The following is a 17061-nucleotide window of genomic DNA, read 5'->3' on the forward strand; positions in this document are numbered from 1 at the left end:
TTACTCGTTTAGTAGATAGAGCTTTTCTGACGTTTCAATACTATGTTGTTCACGGCTTCTTTGGATCACAAGGATATTAGTCCTTTTGTTGAAATCCCGGAGGAATAGGAGCTTGTCTTCTGTGTCAGCAAAAATCCGATCTATAGCCTCCAACCGTTCATTATCGCTCATGCTTAATTTTGAGGATGTGATTACAGTTGCCAATTCGTCCAGATTTCGGAGGCTTTGTTTAAACAGGTTCTGGTAAACATTTCCTAAGTACTCCATTTCATTTGGCGAGAGGATTTCGCTCTGCTTAAATCTGTTAAAGGCTGTCTTATATTCTTTGACAATATTTTTTTGATAAGTAATGATATCGGCAACACGTTTGTAATTTCTTATCTCCGGACTGACCGTTAAAAGTCCGTTTATAAAGGCATCGTGTAAATTGAAATTACCTTCAGAAATATTTTTGATTGTTGTATAACCCTTGCTGACGATCTGATACCCTATCTTCATATCGGAAAGTATATTCTTTAGCTGTTTCAGCTTTTCATAATTGAGTAATAATTGTTGGACCTCCGCCGATTGTGCTTTAGCGATGGAACTCGTTCCAATCACCAGCAATAAAATCCATATCCTTTTCATAGCTATTTAATTATTGAGTTGGTAGTTTCTTTTGGATGTATTGGCATTCTTTTCTTCCCGTTCTTTTTGAAGATTAAGCAGTTTTACCTGACTTAGAAAAGACTCAGTAAATTGGTACTTGTCTTTCATACTTTCATATAGATTGTCAATCCGGCTTATGCGTTCATCATCCTTCATTTCAAGCTTACCGGAAGAGATTACAAGAAGTAATTCCTCCATATCATTTGAGCATTCCTCGAATACCTTTAACCGGACACTTTCCAAATAGCTGCCTTCACCCTGTGACATTTCCAGTTTACTACTCTCCTTAAAATTTTTCCTTATGGCTGATTGCAGAGAAATAATTTCAGCAACTTTCCAGTTTTTCGATACTATTGGATTTACCACTTTTAAGGAATTAATAAAGACGGTGTGCAGATTCAATTCCCCTTTTGTAAATTCCTTAATTGAATTTAAACCTTTGTTAACTGCCGTATAACCATCTTTTAATAAGCCAGCATACAGTTTTAAAGCAGCCAATTGCTGAAGGATGTATTTCTTTTGGGTTTCTTTTTGATTAATAATCTCATTCCAAGTCTGCGCCTTTGTCATCCCTGATAGCAACAGGAGCAATAATATTAGATGGGCTTTCATATTAATCGGCTTCTTGTATTTCGTAAATTCTTTGAACTGATTTAATCTGTTTTTGAGCTCTGGAGCGTTGTAAACTCAATAAATGATTTTGAGCATTGAATTGAATCAAATCAGTATAATTTTCGTCTATCCGGTTTGCTGCCTGATTTATTAATTCCAGCCTTTTAGCATCGGTCATTTGAGTTTTAAAGGAATTAACAATGAGCAGAATCTGGTCGAGATTCTTAGCACTTTCATTTAGAATACCGGTATAAACAGTATACATATACTCCAATTCTCTTGGTGTAAAGTTTTTATCCTGCCTGGCTAAGTACCATGCTTTTCGATACTCCTCTACCAGATACACCTGCTTGCTGGTGATTTCTTTTATCCGCTGATAATATGAAATCGTAGCTTTTACCTTCCACAAGTCGGTATAATATTTCGCATACAATTCTCTTTGCTTTTCAGTCCAATCAGATATTTCAGTTAGCTTTAGTTTAGAGAGCTGATTCTCCATCACTTTTTGGGCATTTTGAAGCCAAATGGTCTCATTCTGCATCCTCTGAATTTTTAAATCAACTGCCTTAATTACTTTTTTTACTCCGGCTTTTATTACTTCCAATACTGCAACCTGGGCGTTTGCGTGATCTACTGGTATGGAAACCATCAGCACAATCATGCTGGCTGGCATTAAAATCATGAGCTTTTTCATAGTGAATTTTTTAATGTTATTGGATTGGTTGAGATTCTTTGGCTAGTACAGAAATGGCTTTCTGAATACTTCCATACTTTTCGGTATACTGCTGGACTTTTAGTTTTTCGCTTTCTTCAGTCGTGTAGGTAAGGTATTCTTCCAGGCTAACTTCAGTACGGTAAACTTTGCTGAGCTGTCCACCCAAGCTGATGAAAACCTCTTTATACTTCCTTTTTGGATCATTTGCTTTGTTTATAGATAGAATTTGGACCTTTTCTTTTTCAGTCAGACCCAACAAATCCTGAATTAAATCAAACTTGTTTTGGTACTTGGATTGGTCTAACAGAATCTTGCAGTCTGAATTGTTGATGATTGTTTCCTTTACGACCGGAGAACTAATGATATCCTCAACTTCTTGAGTAACTACAACTGCTTCACCAAAGAACTTTCTTACTGTTTTGAACAGGTATTTGATGTACTCAGCCATCCCTTCTTTAGCGATAGCTTTCCACGCCTCCTCTATCAATATCATCTTTCGGACACCCTTAAGCTTCCTCATTTTGCTGATAAAGGTTTCCATGATGATGAGGGTTACAACAGGGAAAAGAATAGGATGATCCTTGATGTTATCGAGCTCAAAGACTATAAACCGCTCACTTAGTAGTTCAAGGTTTTCAGTTGCGTTGAGCAGATAACCAAATTCACCGTCTTTATAAAATGGCTTGAGGACATAGAGCAAATTATCCAGGTCAAAATGCTTCTCCTTTACATTATCTGCTTTAAGCTGCTCTGCAAAGTCAGTTTTGAGATAATCATAAAATGTATTGAAGCAAGGAAACAAGAAAGTATCTCTATTAAGCTTTTCATAATAACCCTGGAGTGCAGTAGATAATGCAACGTACTCTGGTCTTTCCAAAACTTCATCCTCTTTTTTCCAGAGAGCCAGGATCAGGCTTTTAAGGCTTTCCTTTTTCTCAGTATCAAGAGTGTCGCCGCCAGTGATATAAAAAGGATTGAACCGGATAGGATTTGTTTCATTATAGGTAAAGTAATACCCGCCAACTAAATCGCAAAGTCCCTTATAGCTGTGACCAACATCTACAAGCAGTATATGTGTTCCCTGTTCATAGTAGCTCCTCACCATATGATTGGTGAAGAAAGATTTCCCAGAGCCGGACGGACCAAGAATAAACTTGTTGCGATTGGTGCAGATACCCAGCTTCATGGGTTCGTCGGATATGTCGACATGAATGGGTTTACCTGTTAACCGGTCACCAATGCGAATCCCAAAAGGACTTATTGAGGATTTGTAATTCGTTTCCAGATTTAGGAAACAGCAAGCCTGCTCAGCAAAGGTATCGAAGGTATCATTCATCGGGAAGTCGGCTTCATTCCCTGGTAGCCCAGCCCACCAGATTTGAGGAGCGCCATCCGTCTCTTGTTTGGAGACTGCATCCATTTGAGCCATCGCAGAAGACACAAGCGTTCTTAATTCTTTCTTTTGCTCTGCATTATCGGTCCAGGCTAACACATTGAAATGTGCCTTCACGGGTAACCGTTGTTGACTTATTGCTTCATTTAAGAAATCCTGTGTAGCATCCCGGCTTATTGCGTTTTCTCGGGAATACGCTGAAAGGGATTGTAAGCGCAACCTTTTGGCCTCTAGCCTTTTCAAAGTCTTTGCAGCATCGTCGATAAAAATGTACTGGTTGAAAATGTGATTGCAGCTAAGGAGTTGTCCTAATGAGGAAGCAAATCCGATACTACATTTCGAACGGTCAGTACTGTACTTATCGTAATTAATCCTTGAACCACAAATTGCCGGTACATGCTCGGTGTCTGATAGTGTGAATAGTTGGCAATGCTGAGTGCCGATCTTTATCTCATCTTTTAAATGGATGTCTCGTATTGTCGACTGTTCAGCTTCTCCAAGTAGAAAAGTGTATCGTTCTAATAACCCTGTCTTCTCTTTTGTGCCTGTTAACTCATCAACCGTCAACCTTCGTAGGTTGATAAAACCACTGTCCGCTAAGATCCTTTCAAATTGATTTGCTTTATCGGTAAAATCCTGAATAAAGCTTGATCTTAAGGATTGTGCAGGAACGATTGAGCGTCTAAAAAGATTTGAAACAGCAGAGTTCGAAATACGCCTGCCCTCAGGTTTCCTGGTTAGATAGATATAGCAATGATGTTTAAGGAATGGACGCTCATGAAAGAAGCGTTCACTTGCGCCTGAAAGAAACCCGGACTTTGTATCACCAGCTTCAGCTTTGCTGATAAAGTCCGCTTGATATGAATCTTCATTAAACCAGTCCTGTTTGTGAAAACAGCTATGTTTTGGAAGCACTCTTATAGCTTTTACCCATGCTTGGTGAAAGGCTTCATACTCGCTAACAGAAAGCGTAAATATTTCCGGAAGCGAAACTTCATAAGCTACTGTGATGTCGCCGAATAGTGAGAGAATGGAGTTATTCTCCACTTTATAGACGGGAAGCATTTTTTCTATTTGAATTTCACTAGCCATATTACCTCCTTATCTTTCTTGAGCCTGACAGATGAATGAACATCGTTCGAGATCTTACCTTGATGGATATTGGGATGTATCTCTTTGCTGCCTTTTTCAAAAGACCATATTGCCCATATTTATTGCTGAGGCGAAAGGCCGACACAAATAGCATTATACCACAAGTAAAAATCACAATTATGCAGACAAACAAATTGACGCCCACGATATACATAGAGGCAAAAAAAATAAGAAGAATAACCAAGCCAATCGCCAAGTAAGAGATGTATTGGGCTTTGAGTCCTTTAAACTCGATGGGTTTGTTTACGCCCTTATTGATATGATAGATGATGGCCATGACTATATCCCGAAAAATGATTGAAGAACTGTGGCGACGATCACCAAGAACACACAACTGCCGAACCAAGCAGATGCCACCTTGCCGGTGTCGTGGTCTCCACTATTCCATTTCTGGTAAACCTTAATAGCTCCAACGAGCCCGACAACTGCGCCTATTGCATACATTAAGTCTGTGCCAGTATCGAAGTAGCTTTTAACTTTAGTGGTGGCCTCGTTGATGCCAGCGTTACCATCCTGGGCAAAAAGGCTTATAGAAACAAGGATGAGTGCTACGGTTGGGATTCCCGCAAGGATATACTTACTGTAAGTATTTGCGCGCTTTAATTCGTTGCTTTTCATAAGGGTGAGAATTAATGGTGAATGAATTCGCTGCTTTCTGAACTGAATTGCAGTTCCTCCGCAGCAACAGAGTTGCTAATTTCTCTAGCTTCTCCAAGAATTGAATGCTCAGACCGGGGTTCCGATTCCGACAGTTCTTGCTTCTCAGAAAAAAATGAAAGCAATTCCCCTTTGTAGTAGAGGGAAATCACTACTGCATAGTAGGCGGATGTGAGGCTGGAAACGAGCAGCAGGTAGTGCTGCCATGAGATTGATGATAACATTTTGCTACGTTTTAGATTACGGCTTCATTGCCGTGACGGAAGCAAAAATGCGGTGCGGAGAAATTGAAACTTCACACCTTGTACCGGAGGTGTGTGGTTTTATTATCAATTACATCTTATAAAGAGGATTCGTTAAGGCACGATAAAAGTTGAAGTCGAAAGGTGTCCGATTAAGTCAATTATATATCCCTTCAGAAATATGCAGACAAGATCACAAACCCTGCTTAGTTGCTAATTAACATTTTTCTACGTTACTTTAACTTTTAACATCTAAGATTGGAGACATTTTATTACGTATTTAGTCATCAACAACTGCATGTCGAACGATTTCATATCTGCGCATGGGAGTTCAGCAACAAAACGAGCCTAGTTGAATTTGGGTGTGAAATTTTAATAAGCGAACTTCTAGAGATAGATGAACTTAAAATTACCTTTTATATTCCATGGTTGAAAAAGGTGGGGAAAGAGCCTCAAGACTTGTATGGTAGCCTCAAAAGTCCAGCTAACAGCAAATTTATTTTTAATGAGGCTGTTAAAAATACGGAATATCTAGACGGTGGAAGAACCAATAACGGTGTGATTCACTCTTTTGAAAAGCGAAGCCTTGCGATTTTACCGTTGAAGTTCAAAAAAAGCGAAGGTGAAATTTTGACAGTTCAACCTGATATTTCTGGATTAAACAACCATCGTGATAAGGAAAACCTTTCTATTTATTTCAGATTTTACTTAGAGCCCTCATTGTCTGATATAACCTTACGAAAAACTGGAATTGCGAAGTCAAATATTATATACGACATCAAAATTAATGAAGCCCGTAACCTGCCAGATTTTTTACTTGGCAGTAAGCTCTGTGGAATAAAGAATTGCTTCAGCTTTAATATAATACCAAACCGTCATGACATTATTTTCTTCGATTCCCAAGCGCTACAAAATATCAGGGTTCTGGAGTTTTTATCTTTCAAGCAATATCTGCCCGATAAGCCGGTTAAAGAGGATGATTTGCTAGTTATCTTCAATAAAAAAAGTGGAGATAAACTTAATTTCTTTATGGTATTTTCTAAAGAGCTGATAGGTCCTGCACAATATTTATTTGCGATTATTCTCAATCTTATTTGTTCTATAATATTGGCTAACCCTAGTTATTCTATATCTTTCGGTAAATATTCCTGGGAATTCAGTTCTATACTTCTATCAGCGATAATAGTTTTGGCAGCAATCTTCGTGTTCTTGCTACCCTATCTAAGAGCGAAGCTCTTCAAACCCAAAACACGAGTTAGATGAAGGCGCTTTTAGATACAAACATTGTTATAGCAAGAGAGGCAGGAAAGGTTGTAAACCAAGACATTGGTATCCTTTTTAAATGGCTGGACAAAGTAAAATATGAGAAATGTGTCCATCCAATAACATTAGTCGAAATTGACAAGAACCCGAATAAGCAGACGGTGAACACATTTAATATTAAATTAGATAGTTACGAATTGCTGAGGACCACTGCTCCAATTGCCGCTCAGGTCGCAGAAATTTCTACAAAATATGATAAAAACGAAAACGACCTAAATGACACTATTCTGCTTAATGAGATTTTCTGCGATCGAGTAGACATCTTAATAACAGAAGACAAAAAGATCCATCAAAAAGCTTCTGAGCTCAGCATTGCCGATCGGGTTCTTAAGATTAATTCCTTTCTTGAGCAAATTAGTTCAAGATATCCAGAATTAGTCGACTACAAAGTGCTCAGCGTCAAACAAGCATTTTTCGGTAACCTAAACATAGAAGACCCCTTTTTCGACACCCTTAAGGAGGACTACATTGGATTTGAGAAATGGTTTAATAGAAAAGCGAGTGAACGTGCGTACGTGACAGTAAACAAGCAAAATTCAATGCTATTGTCGTTTCTTTATCTAAAAAGAGAAGATGAGTCAGAAGTTTACGCCGATATAACTCCTATATTTAAGCCAAAAAGGAGGCTAAAAGTTGGCACTTTCAAAGTAGTAGGAAACGGGGTTAGACTAGGAGAACGCTTCTTAAAAATCATATTCGACAATGCCTTAGCAAACAAAGTTGACGAAGCTTACGTCACAATTTTTGAAAAGCGTCCGGAGCAATTACGGTTGATTGAATTAATAGAAACATGGGGTTTCAAGCGCTGGGGTGAAAAAAGCAATGGTGAAGCAGTTTATGTCAAGCCGTTTTATAAGGACTTTGATCTCGCCAATCCAAAGAGAACTTTTCCTTATATTTCTTCAAAAAGGCGCATATTTTTGGTGCCAATATATCCAGACTATCATACAGAGTTATTCCCCGACTCGATATTAAGGACAGAGTCACCCGTAGATTTTGAAGATAATGAGCCTCATAGAAATGCAATAAGTAAGGTATACGTATCACGATCGCATGATAGAAGTGTCGAGCGAGGAGATATTTTGATTTTTTATCGAACAGGTGGAATTTATCAGGGTGTTGTTAGTACTATCTGTATTGCCGACGAAGTTGTCCATTCGTTCCAAGATGAAGATGACTTTGTAAATACCTGTAAAAAACGGAGTGTGTACTCCGAACAAAGCTTACGCAATCAGTGGAAATATAATTCACGAAATAGACCATTCTTAGTGTCAATGTTGTATACTTACTCATTCCCCAAAAGAGCGAATTTGAAAACAATGATTGACAGTGGCGTAATCGCAAGTATTAATGATGTTCCTAGGGGATTCAAAGAAATTACTAAAAATCAGTTTAAAACACTTTTAAAAATAACAGATACGAATGAGAATTTTATTGTCGATTAAGCCGGAATTTGCAGAGAAGATATTCGACGGTTCAAAACACTATGAGTACAGAAGAAGTATATTTAAGAACAAAGATGTCAAGACGATAGTAGTTTACGCTTCATCTCCAATGCAAAAAGTAATTGGCGAGTTTGAAATTGATAGAATTCTTAATGATTCTGTTCATGATCTCTGGGAAACAACGAAGGAATTTTCAGGAATAACAAAAGACTTCTTTTATAAGTATTTTTCTGACAAAGAGTTTGGCTTTGCAATTAAGATAAAAAATACGCGAAGATATGAAGAGCCTATTTGCCTTAAAGACGAGTTTAGAGTAAGTCCACCCCAGTCTTTTATGTACTTATAGAAATTAAGACTATTAAGGACCTATGAATATACTACGTCGATTATTGTTGAAATTCTATGGCTTCTAAAGAACTTACTGCTTCAATTTCAGAGACGCTTGCCGATCAGGGTTCAAAATCTCTTTTTCAGCTTGTCTGGTCTTTAGCATCCAAGTACGGCAAAAAGACGGTAGATAAAATTAAGGTAGCAGAAGCTTTAAATAATTATAAAACAAGCTATCATCAACGAAATGGTGAAATCAAAGTTTTGACAATGTCAAACCCGATACCATTGAATCAAATCTATACTAAAGTTCGGCTGATTCAGGCTTATGCGGAACCGATTGATGTGGATTTTGAGGAATACGAATTAAATTTCCGGAAACGATCCGAAGTATACCTAAGTAGCCCATTGGATGTCGCAGAGGTAGTTAGCAAGTATTCAAGATTAAATGTATTAGGCGCCCCTGGGGCCGGCAAATCGACTTTATTGAAGCATATCGGCCTAGATTTTCTTTCGGAAGATGACTATTCTGAATATCACCTTGAAACTACATACATCCCTGTTTTGCTTGAGCTCAAGAGCTTTAATGGTAGCGGGTCTGTCAACATTCAAGATGCTTTACAACGTGAGTTCGAAATTGCGGGATTTCCTGAAAGTGCTGATTTTATTAATAATGCATTAAAAGATGGGAAACTGATAATTCTCCTTGACGGCCTTGACGAGGTTTCACGATCTTTATTGGACGATGTAATCTCATCAATTCGAGATCTCACTCACAGATATCCTTCAAATAGATTTATCACCTCCTGTAGAACTGCCTATTATAAAAACTTTCTAGATGGTTTCAATGATATTGAGGTTACTAATTTCAATGACCATCAGATACAAACCTTTATAACGAGTTGGTTTAATGCTGAAATGGATGTATCTATTGGCACTGGAAATCAATTAATATCTCTTCTATTCAAACCAGAAAACATTTCTACACTAGAATTAGCTCGCACGCCCTTACTTCTCACGTTTTTATGTATAGTTTATGATGCTGGGCAACAATTCCCAGCAAATAAAAGTAGCCTCTATCGGCGCGCTTTGGAAATATTGCTGGAACGATGGGCAGCTGAAAAACGCATACATCAGAGCGACATTTACCAAAACCTAAACTCGGATATTGAAATCCAAATGCTTGCTGAGATCGCTGCTTATTTTCATCAATCTGATAGAATTTTATTTTCAAAGGAGGAGTTGAAAATGCAAATTAGTTTGTTTCTTGAAAATACAATGGGTGTTAAGTTACCTCCGGCGTCAAAAGTGTTGGAAGCTATAGAGGTTCAACAAGGTCTTCTTGTACAGCGGATGATGGACGTCTATTCATTTTCACATCTAACTATACAGGAGTATTTAACAGCCTTCTACTTTTCGTCGTCTTTAAAAATGCCTATTTTGATAGAAAAATACTGCTTTGATAGAAGGTGGCGGGAGGTATTTATCTTGCAAGCAGGCATGGCACATTCGGATGACCTATTATTATTATTGACCCGCTATTTAAAACAGTATGCGTCAAGGAATTTGATACTATCGGAAGCTATTAATTGGGTAAATAAAATCTCAAAGACGGACGACAGTCCTGAAGGTGTTTGTAAACGAATTATGCTGCTTAGTTTTCTAGTTCGCTATCGCCGTAAGCAAGTTGATGGTTCTTTACATTTAACTTTAAATTCCGTTGGAGAAAAGGTTAAAGAATTCATCTACATAGTCGCTCCAAACTATTACGAAAATTTTAATTTACCAAAACACACTAGCAAGGGTAATACTCCTAGAATCCTTGACGCTTTAGAACTTCTAACTAACAAAAGGAGCAAAAGAAACCTAGCAGTCAATGGTATTCGCGCACTTGTTCCAAATAGGCCGCTGAATGAAATGTTGCCAGGATCAAAACTTACTTTCAACCGAAAAATTTTAAACGAAATTTTAAAGGCCTATGATGTGCCCGAGCGGTTTGTTAATCCGAAGCCGAATACCTTTAATATTATTGAAAGATATATAGACGGCTTGCTTTTACTGGCGGAATGTCGTGCGGCTTCGTTGAGAGTATCTCCCCAAGCATGGTCAGAAGTGCTCGGCTCTATCATTCGTTGATGTATCAAATGCTGACACCTCAACTTTCAATCTAACTCAATGAATTTTTCTCACTTGAGGCTCATTCCACTGGTACTTTTCTTCCATTCGCCTGATAAGACCAATCTTTAGCTTATCAAGAAACACAGTCCTTTCCTTCTTTCTATTAGTTATGTCTGTATACTTTCGATAATAATGGTGTAAGTCCACTTGAAATAGCGTCTGGAAATTTTCTATAAGGTGCTTGATTTCGACGTTGCCGTTATTTATAGCGCCTGACTCTGCCAAAGCGTATATAAGCTCGATAAGGTCTGTTTGATTACTCGTCCAAATTATTGGGCACTGGTTGCTAGGAGCTGCCCCTTCCGCAATGCTAATTTGATGTTGTAGATATTCCTGATAACGCTCATTTGCAATAATCTTTGAAAGTTTATAATCATGGCTGGTTGAAAACATTTCATCAGCCTGATAGTCCTCCAAATCTGTACAAAGATCTAAACCGCACCTTGTAAAATAAAAGCTATCGAAGTGAGAACCACACATCCGATAGTACTGAAAGAATGATTGATTATGGTCAAAAAATCGTTTCAACGCATCAATCTCGGAAGTGATATATGCATTCAGATCTTCTTTACTGCCCACAGGCTTCTTAATCTGGAAATTATAAATGCTTATGTAGTAGATGTACTGGCTGTAGAATAATGGTTTCAATTCTTTAAAAAAGCATATCTCCTCTTCCTGGTTTGAAAAGAAATAGGACGAGATAAATCTCTTCAGGATAGACAGAGATTTTCTGCAGGCTTTAACCGCCATTTTTAATTTTTCGCTCTCAGCGATGCTTTCTATGGAGATAGAATACAGTTCTTTCTCCAAAGCGTGGTACAAACGTTCGGTAAATAATTTCATAATGCATTGGGTAGATTTACCACAAAAGAGGTGAAACGCTCTTTAAAATCATATACGTGAATACTAGTATTCGACTACGCAAAAAGACGTATTTATTTAGCCGAAGGCTTTAAAGTACTAGAAAGACTAATGTAAGTTCCATATTCTAGCTTATGAACCAGTTCCACCCTGTTACTTACTCCTGTTTTCTCATATATATTTTGGACATGCTTAGTAACGGTTCTTTCTGATATAAATAGCTTCTCTCCTATCTCCTTATATCTAATTCCCTGTCTGATGAGGAGCACTATTTCAATTTCTCTAGAGGTTAATTGAAAAGTCTTACAGTTTGATTCAAATGTAGAGGTTTGCGATTCGTTGGTGTTTAATGCTAACAACTGCTCGTATTCAATTCTTGCTCTTACAATATATCGGGAAATGAATAGTACCGTTATCACAATAAAACCTCCGTTCGTTATAATAACTTCTACTTGCTGACTTGCATGGAAGTACGACAATAAAGTCATTGATGCCCAAGGAAGTACTGCGCAATACACCGCAATTACCTCAACCAGGTTATTTTGATTGGCTCGTTCCTTGTATTTGACCAGCACGGCTTTTGCAATAGCCCATAAAACAACAAATGAATAAAAGAAGGGTACAATTATGCCATATTTTATTGCATAATCTAAATTCCCGTTTAAGGAATAAGCAATCACAAAAAAAACAATAAAAGGTAAAATAAGAAACAAGGGAACTCCATATAAAGCATGCAATCGTATTCTCTCCAACTCAAAAGCTTTATAGAAATAATAAGGAAAATAAGAAGCCATTATGAAACCACTTCCATAAGCTATTATGTTTTGTGTGATAACAGGTATAGTTAATTCTGGATCAGGAAGTAAGCCACCAGTTATGTTATAAAGAATAAGTAAGGAAAGTAAAACCAAATACCACATTCGACCTTTATCTTGTGGCCGAAATAAATAGTACAATAATTGATAGAATAACATAACAGCTTCGAGAAGAACGAAGACGAATGTTATTACATGCATTTCGGTTCCAAATACATTCATAGGTTGGAATATTTGGGGTGATTATGCAACTTCTTTCTTGAGGAAGAATAGCTTATAGCTTAAGTCCAGCTCGTTATATACATCAAATCCGAACTTTTTGTACCAAGGTATATTTTTCAATGTCGATGTTTCCAGGAAGATGGGCCGTTTCTTGGCGGCGCTGTCAGTTATTATTTCATTCAAGAGGTCTGTCCCAATACCAGAATTTTGATGTGCAGGATCAACTCCAATGAACCAGATATAATACATAGGTTCTTTAGGCTGAAGCTTTTTTATCTTGGATTCTCTTATTAAAGCCTTCTTTATGTTGGTGACTCCAACACAGGAAAGAATCAGCTTGACATCTAACAAGATAGATTTGAGATTCGTCTTCTTTTTATCAGGATACAGAATCAGGGCGCAGGCTCTTTTATCATCTGATAAGTAAACCTCGCCAAAATCGTAACATACTTCAAAAGAATAATCCATTAATGCTTTGACTCGTTGGTACCTTTTAGAATCTTGCTGGACAATGTAATTTACACTCTTGTTGGCATCAAAAGACTTCGTCAAAATATTGATGACTAAGTCCTTATCATTGTTAGTAGCTTTAATCATATTAAGAATAAATATGTAACATAAACATTACAAGAACAGAATTTGTTTAAAACTTAAAAAAATTACCAAGGCAAATTGAATGTTATAGCAATCCAGATAATTTATATTTGCATTGGTCGCATCATTGGGGTACCGGATGAGTCTCTTTTTCCTGTATCTGAACATTGCTTATATTCAGGAGAAAATTCACTACTTACCAGCTCCTGTATGTCTTGCTTGATCTGAAAATAGTTGACTTGAATTGTTTCCTCGTCTATTGTTCTGATTTTAGGAATCTCCTTATATTCCTGTTCTTCCTTTTTGATGAGGTTATGATCGTTAACGATTTCATTATGAAAAACTTTCAAATCGATTTTACATGCAGGTTCATCCGCAACCATGCCAACAAATTCACCGGATGAAAGAGTAGAAATCTTAGAAGCTGGTACAGCGTAGTCTAATTGCGTAGAACGGCTAAGTGAAGTATCTGTGCTATTGACAGATATACTTTTCCTCAACTGCAGAATTTTTCCAAAACGCTCGGAAAGTTGCTTCGCTGTGTCACCCGTAACTTGCCCTGAGATGATATTTCCAACAATATTAAGGATGACCTCCGCTTGATCCTTTCCATAGTCTTTTTTAAGCTGGCTGTAATCCTGCACGGCTAAGGTTGTAGCCACCTTATTAGATCTTGCAGTTGCAATCAAACTGTCTATATTATTGAAATAGATGGTAGGAAACTCATCAAAGATCAAACTACACTTTTGTTGATTTTTCTGATTGACTAGCTTAATCATTCTGGAGATATAGAGGCTAAGAACAGCGCCATATACCTGCTGCTTCTGTGGGTTGTTACCCATGCATATCACTTTCGGCTGTTTTGGATTATTTAAGTCAAGGGTGAAATCATTTCCGGAAAGAACATAATACAGAGATGGCGAAGATAATCGGGCCATGCTGATTTTAGCACTTGCTACCTGCCCCTCTAACTGATCGTAAGCTTCATTTTTCCAGGCAAAAATAAAAGGGTTGATGAGAACTTCAATCTCAGGTTCGCGACTAAGTACAGCAAACAGGTATTTATATTCTACCTGCATTAGCTCAATTACATGAGGTAAAGTACAAAACTCTCCATCCCGGTATTTTCTTAAGAACCAGATTATGGCTGTAAGGAAGTTGATTGGAGATTCTATAAAGAAATCTCCCTGCTTCTTAATCCATTCACGGTTTAAACCTAGCATAATTGTCCTGGATGCTTCGGTCGCATCGGTTATGTCCGTCATGCTAAAGGGATCAAGTGGATTACAACGATGTGTTTTTGATAGATCTTCGAAATTAATTACATAGAACTTTCTATTGCTTCCTGACTTGGCTTTTAACAAAGTGTTAAAAGCAATTTTAGTTAGATCATCGTATTTGAAATCATAAATAAACATACTGAAACCCTTATTCAGATGCTGGGTGATAAAGTGTCTTATAGCGAAGTATGATTTACCGGAGCCTGGCGTTCCCAGTATTAAAGACCCTCTGAATGGATTGATAATATTAATCCAGCTTTGACGCGTCCTATTGTTTAAATAGTATATCGCAGGCAAATTGATGGAATATTCGTTTTCAAGCTTGCGTTCCTCCTGAGGAAACGTTTCATTATTCTTATTAAAAACATCACCTATTAAATTCAGTGTTAACAGCCTTGATAATCGAGTACCACTGGTTAAAATTAAAATATAGCCTAATACCGTAGGCATTATATAGCCGAAAGCTAAGGTCTTCATAGACAATGAATACTTCCATAAGATTGAGCCAAAGAAAAGTGCGATACCAATCAAAGCATATAAAATTAAAGGATTAACCAGGATATTTTCATCCTTTCGTCCTTTTACTCCTAGGAGAGAGATGAGTAATAACATCAAGCTGCCTGCCTTTGAAGTCAGGTCACTTTTGAAGATCTCCATTTTTGAAAAGGATATCAAGATTCGATCTGTAACGGTACTGGATAATCCGCAATCTTTAAATAAACTATAACCTGATAGGTATAAGTGAATGGTCAATATAGAAATGGATAACATCCTGGTGAAATCCATGATCTTTCTTAGTCCTTGTTCGTTTTCTCCTGTGGCCATAATTTTAATGCTTATCGGGTTAATCGCCTTCTTTTCTTCTTTCGTTTATTTTGTGACATGCCAGGTATTGAAAGGCTTTCCTGATAATCAGTACTTAATAAGTCATTCAGAAATGATTGCTCTGGATGTTGGTTTATCTTTATTGGTTGATCATTTTTAAGGTTGCCATTTGATACAGGAGCTTTGAAAGTCGGTTGTTCATTGGTGGCTTTAACAAACCAATTACTTAACGCTGCTGCGCTGTATGCCTTTCCAAGATCACTTCCGTTAAATACAACCTTTAAGGTATTATCCACGAAAGTAACACCGTATAAGACGCCTTGCTCGTTTTCACGATAGACAACATTTATGCCTTTAGCTTGCAATGCGCGGCTAAATCCTGATTTGCTGGCTTTCGTAGTCAAAATCGGATTTATACGGTCCTTTACTCTTTCTTTTAGTGACTTACGAGCAATACGATTTTCTGAAAACTTTTCATTCAGTTTGCTAAGAGTTGGAGTGCCATAAATACTGCTTGCTTTAATTGGTACCCCAATCTTGTTGCCTTTGTTATTTAAAATCCAGTATACAAGGCCATTCTTTAAATACATCTGTGAATCTTTAGCGCCTCTGTCTGCACCGACGTTGTACTGATTGAGAATGGCATTCAATTCGGGTAAGCTGGTAAATTTGTACAGCCTCAGAACCTCATTAAGAACATTGGTGATAGCCCGTTTTGTATCTGTCTTCCCGTATTCCAGTTTTTGCAAAATCAGATTATCTTTATTCTGTTTAGGTTGTTGGACGCCGGCACGTACTAACTGATAAGTTTGCTCTATAGATTTTCGAGCCGCTTCTGATTTTGTCCTCCCTAAATTGTGCAAGCTAATTCGCTCGCCTGTTGGTTTGATATTAGTACTTACGATATGAATATGAGGATGACCGGCATCATTATGCAGATAAATCAAGTAAGGCTGTGACCCGAAACCAATTCGCTCCATATATTCGTTAGCTATTTCAGTCAATTTCTCCTTTTGCAATTTTTCATTCACAGTAAAGTTTAGAGATATATGAACAGCGTTCGTCTTAGTCCGTTCATTCCTAGCCGCAAGGTCTTTTAGTCTAAAAAGTTTATCATGAAAGTTCAGCTTTGGAATATCCTTCTGATACCCGTTCAGTGATATGAGCTCTGCCTTACCTTTGGACACCTTATTTTCATTATAATTCAAAGCGCCCATTAAGCTTTTCCCGCTGATAATCTTTGCGACCATAAATCAGAATAGTTATTCATCCGCTCCTTGATTTGCCCAATAGATGGCTCTATCTGATCTCTCAATAGAATCATCATAGATTGCCAGATTTGAGCCTCAGGCATACCGCTCACACTGTTCAATTTTCGGACAGCTTGATTGAAGTTGATGCCTATGAAGTTGAGCTCTTTTCGGAGTAGAATGAGTTCTTCGAGAACATCGTCCATTGACTTGTCACGATTGACAATAGTAATTGCCTTTTCGAGTAACACGTTTCTAGTGTACTCACTTATTTTGCGATACATCGTCTTCTTGAAACGAGCCTCTATTATCTTGAACTCGTCTGGTGTAAGGCGAATGTTTACCCATTTTGTTCGATGAACTTGCTTTCTTGGCATATTCTGACATTCTAAAATCCGACTTTGGAGGATTTCCCTTCTTATCCCGACTGACTCTGGAAGGAAGGGCAAGATTTCAATTGTGTAACAATTGTACATCTTGCTGACTGCTTCAAAGAGAGGCGGTCTACTCCCCCATATCATT

General features: G+C 37.7%; 17 protein-coding genes. 4 read left to right on the forward strand and 13 right to left on the reverse strand.

What is annotated here, in order from left to right:
* From WG906_RS03175 to WG906_RS03205, 7 genes are read right to left on the reverse strand one after another with little or no spacing between them, the layout of a single operon-like run.
* Positions 1-627 (reverse strand): TerB family tellurite resistance protein, encoded by a 627-nt coding sequence (locus tag WG906_RS03175; RefSeq protein ID WP_339991070.1) that lies wholly within the window; start codon positions 625-627, stop codon positions 1-3.
* A gap of 6 nt (positions 628-633) precedes the next feature.
* Positions 634-1260, reverse strand: a complete 627-nt coding sequence (locus WG906_RS03180) for a hypothetical protein (protein WP_339991071.1) — start codon at positions 1258-1260, stop codon at positions 634-636.
* Between the two features lies 1 nt (position 1261).
* Positions 1262-1954: a conjugal transfer protein TraI gene (locus tag WG906_RS03185; protein ID WP_339991072.1), complete on the reverse strand. Its 693-nt coding sequence runs from the start codon at positions 1952-1954 to the stop codon at positions 1262-1264.
* A gap of 16 nt (positions 1955-1970) precedes the next feature.
* A complete protein-coding gene (locus WG906_RS03190; protein WP_339991073.1) occupies positions 1971-4460 on the reverse strand; it encodes a TraG family conjugative transposon ATPase in 2490 nt (829 codons plus the stop codon).
* Position 4461: 1 nt separating this feature from the next.
* Positions 4462-4797, reverse strand: coding sequence for a DUF4133 domain-containing protein (locus tag WG906_RS03195; RefSeq protein ID WP_339991074.1), 336 nt, complete (start codon positions 4795-4797; stop codon positions 4462-4464).
* A 2-nt stretch (positions 4798-4799) separates the two neighbouring features.
* Positions 4800-5138 carry a DUF4134 domain-containing protein gene (locus tag WG906_RS03200; RefSeq protein ID WP_339991075.1) on the reverse strand — a complete coding sequence of 113 codons (339 nt, stop codon included), beginning with the start codon at positions 5136-5138 and terminating at the stop codon, positions 4800-4802.
* A gap of 11 nt (positions 5139-5149) precedes the next feature.
* Positions 5150-5401, reverse strand: coding sequence for a hypothetical protein (locus WG906_RS03205; RefSeq protein ID WP_339991076.1), 252 nt, complete (start codon positions 5399-5401; stop codon positions 5150-5152).
* Positions 5402-5677: 276 nt separating this feature from the next.
* On the opposite strand from WG906_RS03205, the gene WG906_RS03210 reads away from it, so the two are divergent.
* From WG906_RS03210 to WG906_RS03225, 4 genes are read left to right on the forward strand one after another with little or no spacing between them, the layout of a single operon-like run.
* Positions 5678-6682, forward strand: a complete 1005-nt coding sequence (locus WG906_RS03210; protein ID WP_339991077.1) for a hypothetical protein — start codon at positions 5678-5680, stop codon at positions 6680-6682.
* Positions 6679-8187 (forward strand): PIN domain-containing protein, encoded by a 1509-nt coding sequence (locus WG906_RS03215; RefSeq protein ID WP_339991078.1) that lies wholly within the window; start codon positions 6679-6681, stop codon positions 8185-8187. The genes WG906_RS03210 and WG906_RS03215 overlap by 4 nt, the downstream gene beginning before the upstream one ends.
* Positions 8165-8533 (forward strand): ASCH domain-containing protein, encoded by a 369-nt coding sequence (locus WG906_RS03220; RefSeq protein ID WP_339991079.1) that lies wholly within the window; start codon positions 8165-8167, stop codon positions 8531-8533. Before WG906_RS03215 ends, WG906_RS03220 begins: the two co-directional genes overlap by 23 nt.
* Positions 8534-8589: 56 nt before the next feature.
* Positions 8590-10650, forward strand: a complete 2061-nt coding sequence (locus tag WG906_RS03225; protein ID WP_339991080.1) for an NACHT domain-containing protein — start codon at positions 8590-8592, stop codon at positions 10648-10650.
* Between the two features lie 36 nt (positions 10651-10686).
* Here the strand turns inward: WG906_RS03225 and WG906_RS03230 are convergent, their stop codons facing one another.
* The 6 genes from WG906_RS03230 to WG906_RS03255 all read right to left on the reverse strand — a co-directional run bounded on the left by WG906_RS03230 (position 10687) and on the right by WG906_RS03255 (position 17060).
* A complete protein-coding gene (locus tag WG906_RS03230) occupies positions 10687-11535 on the reverse strand; it encodes an RteC domain-containing protein (protein ID WP_339991081.1) in 849 nt (282 codons plus the stop codon).
* 92 nt (positions 11536-11627) lie between these two features.
* The gene (locus tag WG906_RS03235; RefSeq protein WP_339991082.1) at positions 11628-12590 is read right to left on the reverse strand and encodes a response regulator transcription factor; all 963 of its coding nucleotides are present in this window, start codon (positions 12588-12590) and stop codon (positions 11628-11630) included.
* 21 nt (positions 12591-12611) lie between these two features.
* Positions 12612-13187, reverse strand: a complete 576-nt coding sequence (locus WG906_RS03240; RefSeq protein ID WP_339991083.1) for a GNAT family N-acetyltransferase — start codon at positions 13185-13187, stop codon at positions 12612-12614.
* A gap of 101 nt (positions 13188-13288) precedes the next feature.
* The gene (mobC, locus tag WG906_RS03245; protein ID WP_339991084.1) at positions 13289-15289 is read right to left on the reverse strand and encodes a conjugal transfer protein MobC; all 2001 of its coding nucleotides are present in this window, start codon (positions 15287-15289) and stop codon (positions 13289-13291) included.
* Positions 15290-15300: 11 nt separating this feature from the next.
* Entirely contained in the window at positions 15301-16539 is a 1239-nt protein-coding gene (locus WG906_RS03250) for a relaxase/mobilization nuclease domain-containing protein (protein ID WP_339991085.1), read from the reverse strand.
* A complete protein-coding gene (locus WG906_RS03255; RefSeq protein WP_339991086.1) occupies positions 16506-17060 on the reverse strand; it encodes a plasmid mobilization protein in 555 nt (184 codons plus the stop codon). The genes WG906_RS03250 and WG906_RS03255 overlap by 34 nt, the downstream gene beginning before the upstream one ends.
* Position 17061 lies beyond the last annotated feature (1 nt).

The sequence above is a fragment of the Pedobacter superstes genome (assembly GCF_037622515.1).
GTDB lineage: Bacteria > Bacteroidota > Bacteroidia > Sphingobacteriales > Sphingobacteriaceae > Paradesertivirga > Paradesertivirga superstes.

Excerpts from the sequence above, each read along its gene's own strand:
- WG906_RS03200 (WP_339991075.1), bottom strand. The coding sequence starts at position 5,138 with ATGAAAAGCAACGAATTAAAGCGCGCAAATACTTACAGTAAGTATATC.
- WG906_RS03220 (WP_339991079.1), top strand. The coding sequence starts at position 8,165 with ATGAGAATTTTATTGTCGATTAAGCCGGAATTTGCAGAGAAGATATTC.
- WG906_RS03185 (WP_339991072.1), bottom strand. The coding sequence starts at position 1,954 with ATGAAAAAGCTCATGATTTTAATGCCAGCCAGCATGATTGTGCTGATG.
- WG906_RS03240 (WP_339991083.1), bottom strand. The coding sequence starts at position 13,187 with ATGATTAAAGCTACTAACAATGATAAGGACTTAGTCATCAATATTTTG.
- WG906_RS03175 (WP_339991070.1), bottom strand. The coding sequence starts at position 627 with ATGAAAAGGATATGGATTTTATTGCTGGTGATTGGAACGAGTTCCATC.
- WG906_RS03205 (WP_339991076.1), bottom strand. The coding sequence starts at position 5,401 with ATGTTATCATCAATCTCATGGCAGCACTACCTGCTGCTCGTTTCCAGC.
- WG906_RS03190 (WP_339991073.1), bottom strand. The coding sequence starts at position 4,460 with ATGGCTAGTGAAATTCAAATAGAAAAAATGCTTCCCGTCTATAAAGTG.
- WG906_RS03225 (WP_339991080.1), top strand. The coding sequence starts at position 8,590 with ATGGCTTCTAAAGAACTTACTGCTTCAATTTCAGAGACGCTTGCCGAT.
- mobC (WP_339991084.1), bottom strand. The coding sequence starts at position 15,289 with ATGGCCACAGGAGAAAACGAACAAGGACTAAGAAAGATCATGGATTTC.
- WG906_RS03255 (WP_339991086.1), bottom strand. The coding sequence starts at position 17,060 with ATGATATGGGGGAGTAGACCGCCTCTCTTTGAAGCAGTCAGCAAGATG.
- WG906_RS03180 (WP_339991071.1), bottom strand. The coding sequence starts at position 1,260 with ATGAAAGCCCATCTAATATTATTGCTCCTGTTGCTATCAGGGATGACA.
- WG906_RS03250 (WP_339991085.1), bottom strand. The coding sequence starts at position 16,539 with ATGGTCGCAAAGATTATCAGCGGGAAAAGCTTAATGGGCGCTTTGAAT.
- WG906_RS03235 (WP_339991082.1), bottom strand. The coding sequence starts at position 12,590 with ATGAATGTATTTGGAACCGAAATGCATGTAATAACATTCGTCTTCGTT.
- WG906_RS03195 (WP_339991074.1), bottom strand. The coding sequence starts at position 4,797 with ATGGCCATCATCTATCATATCAATAAGGGCGTAAACAAACCCATCGAG.
- WG906_RS03215 (WP_339991078.1), top strand. The coding sequence starts at position 6,679 with ATGAAGGCGCTTTTAGATACAAACATTGTTATAGCAAGAGAGGCAGGA.
- WG906_RS03230 (WP_339991081.1), bottom strand. The coding sequence starts at position 11,535 with ATGAAATTATTTACCGAACGTTTGTACCACGCTTTGGAGAAAGAACTG.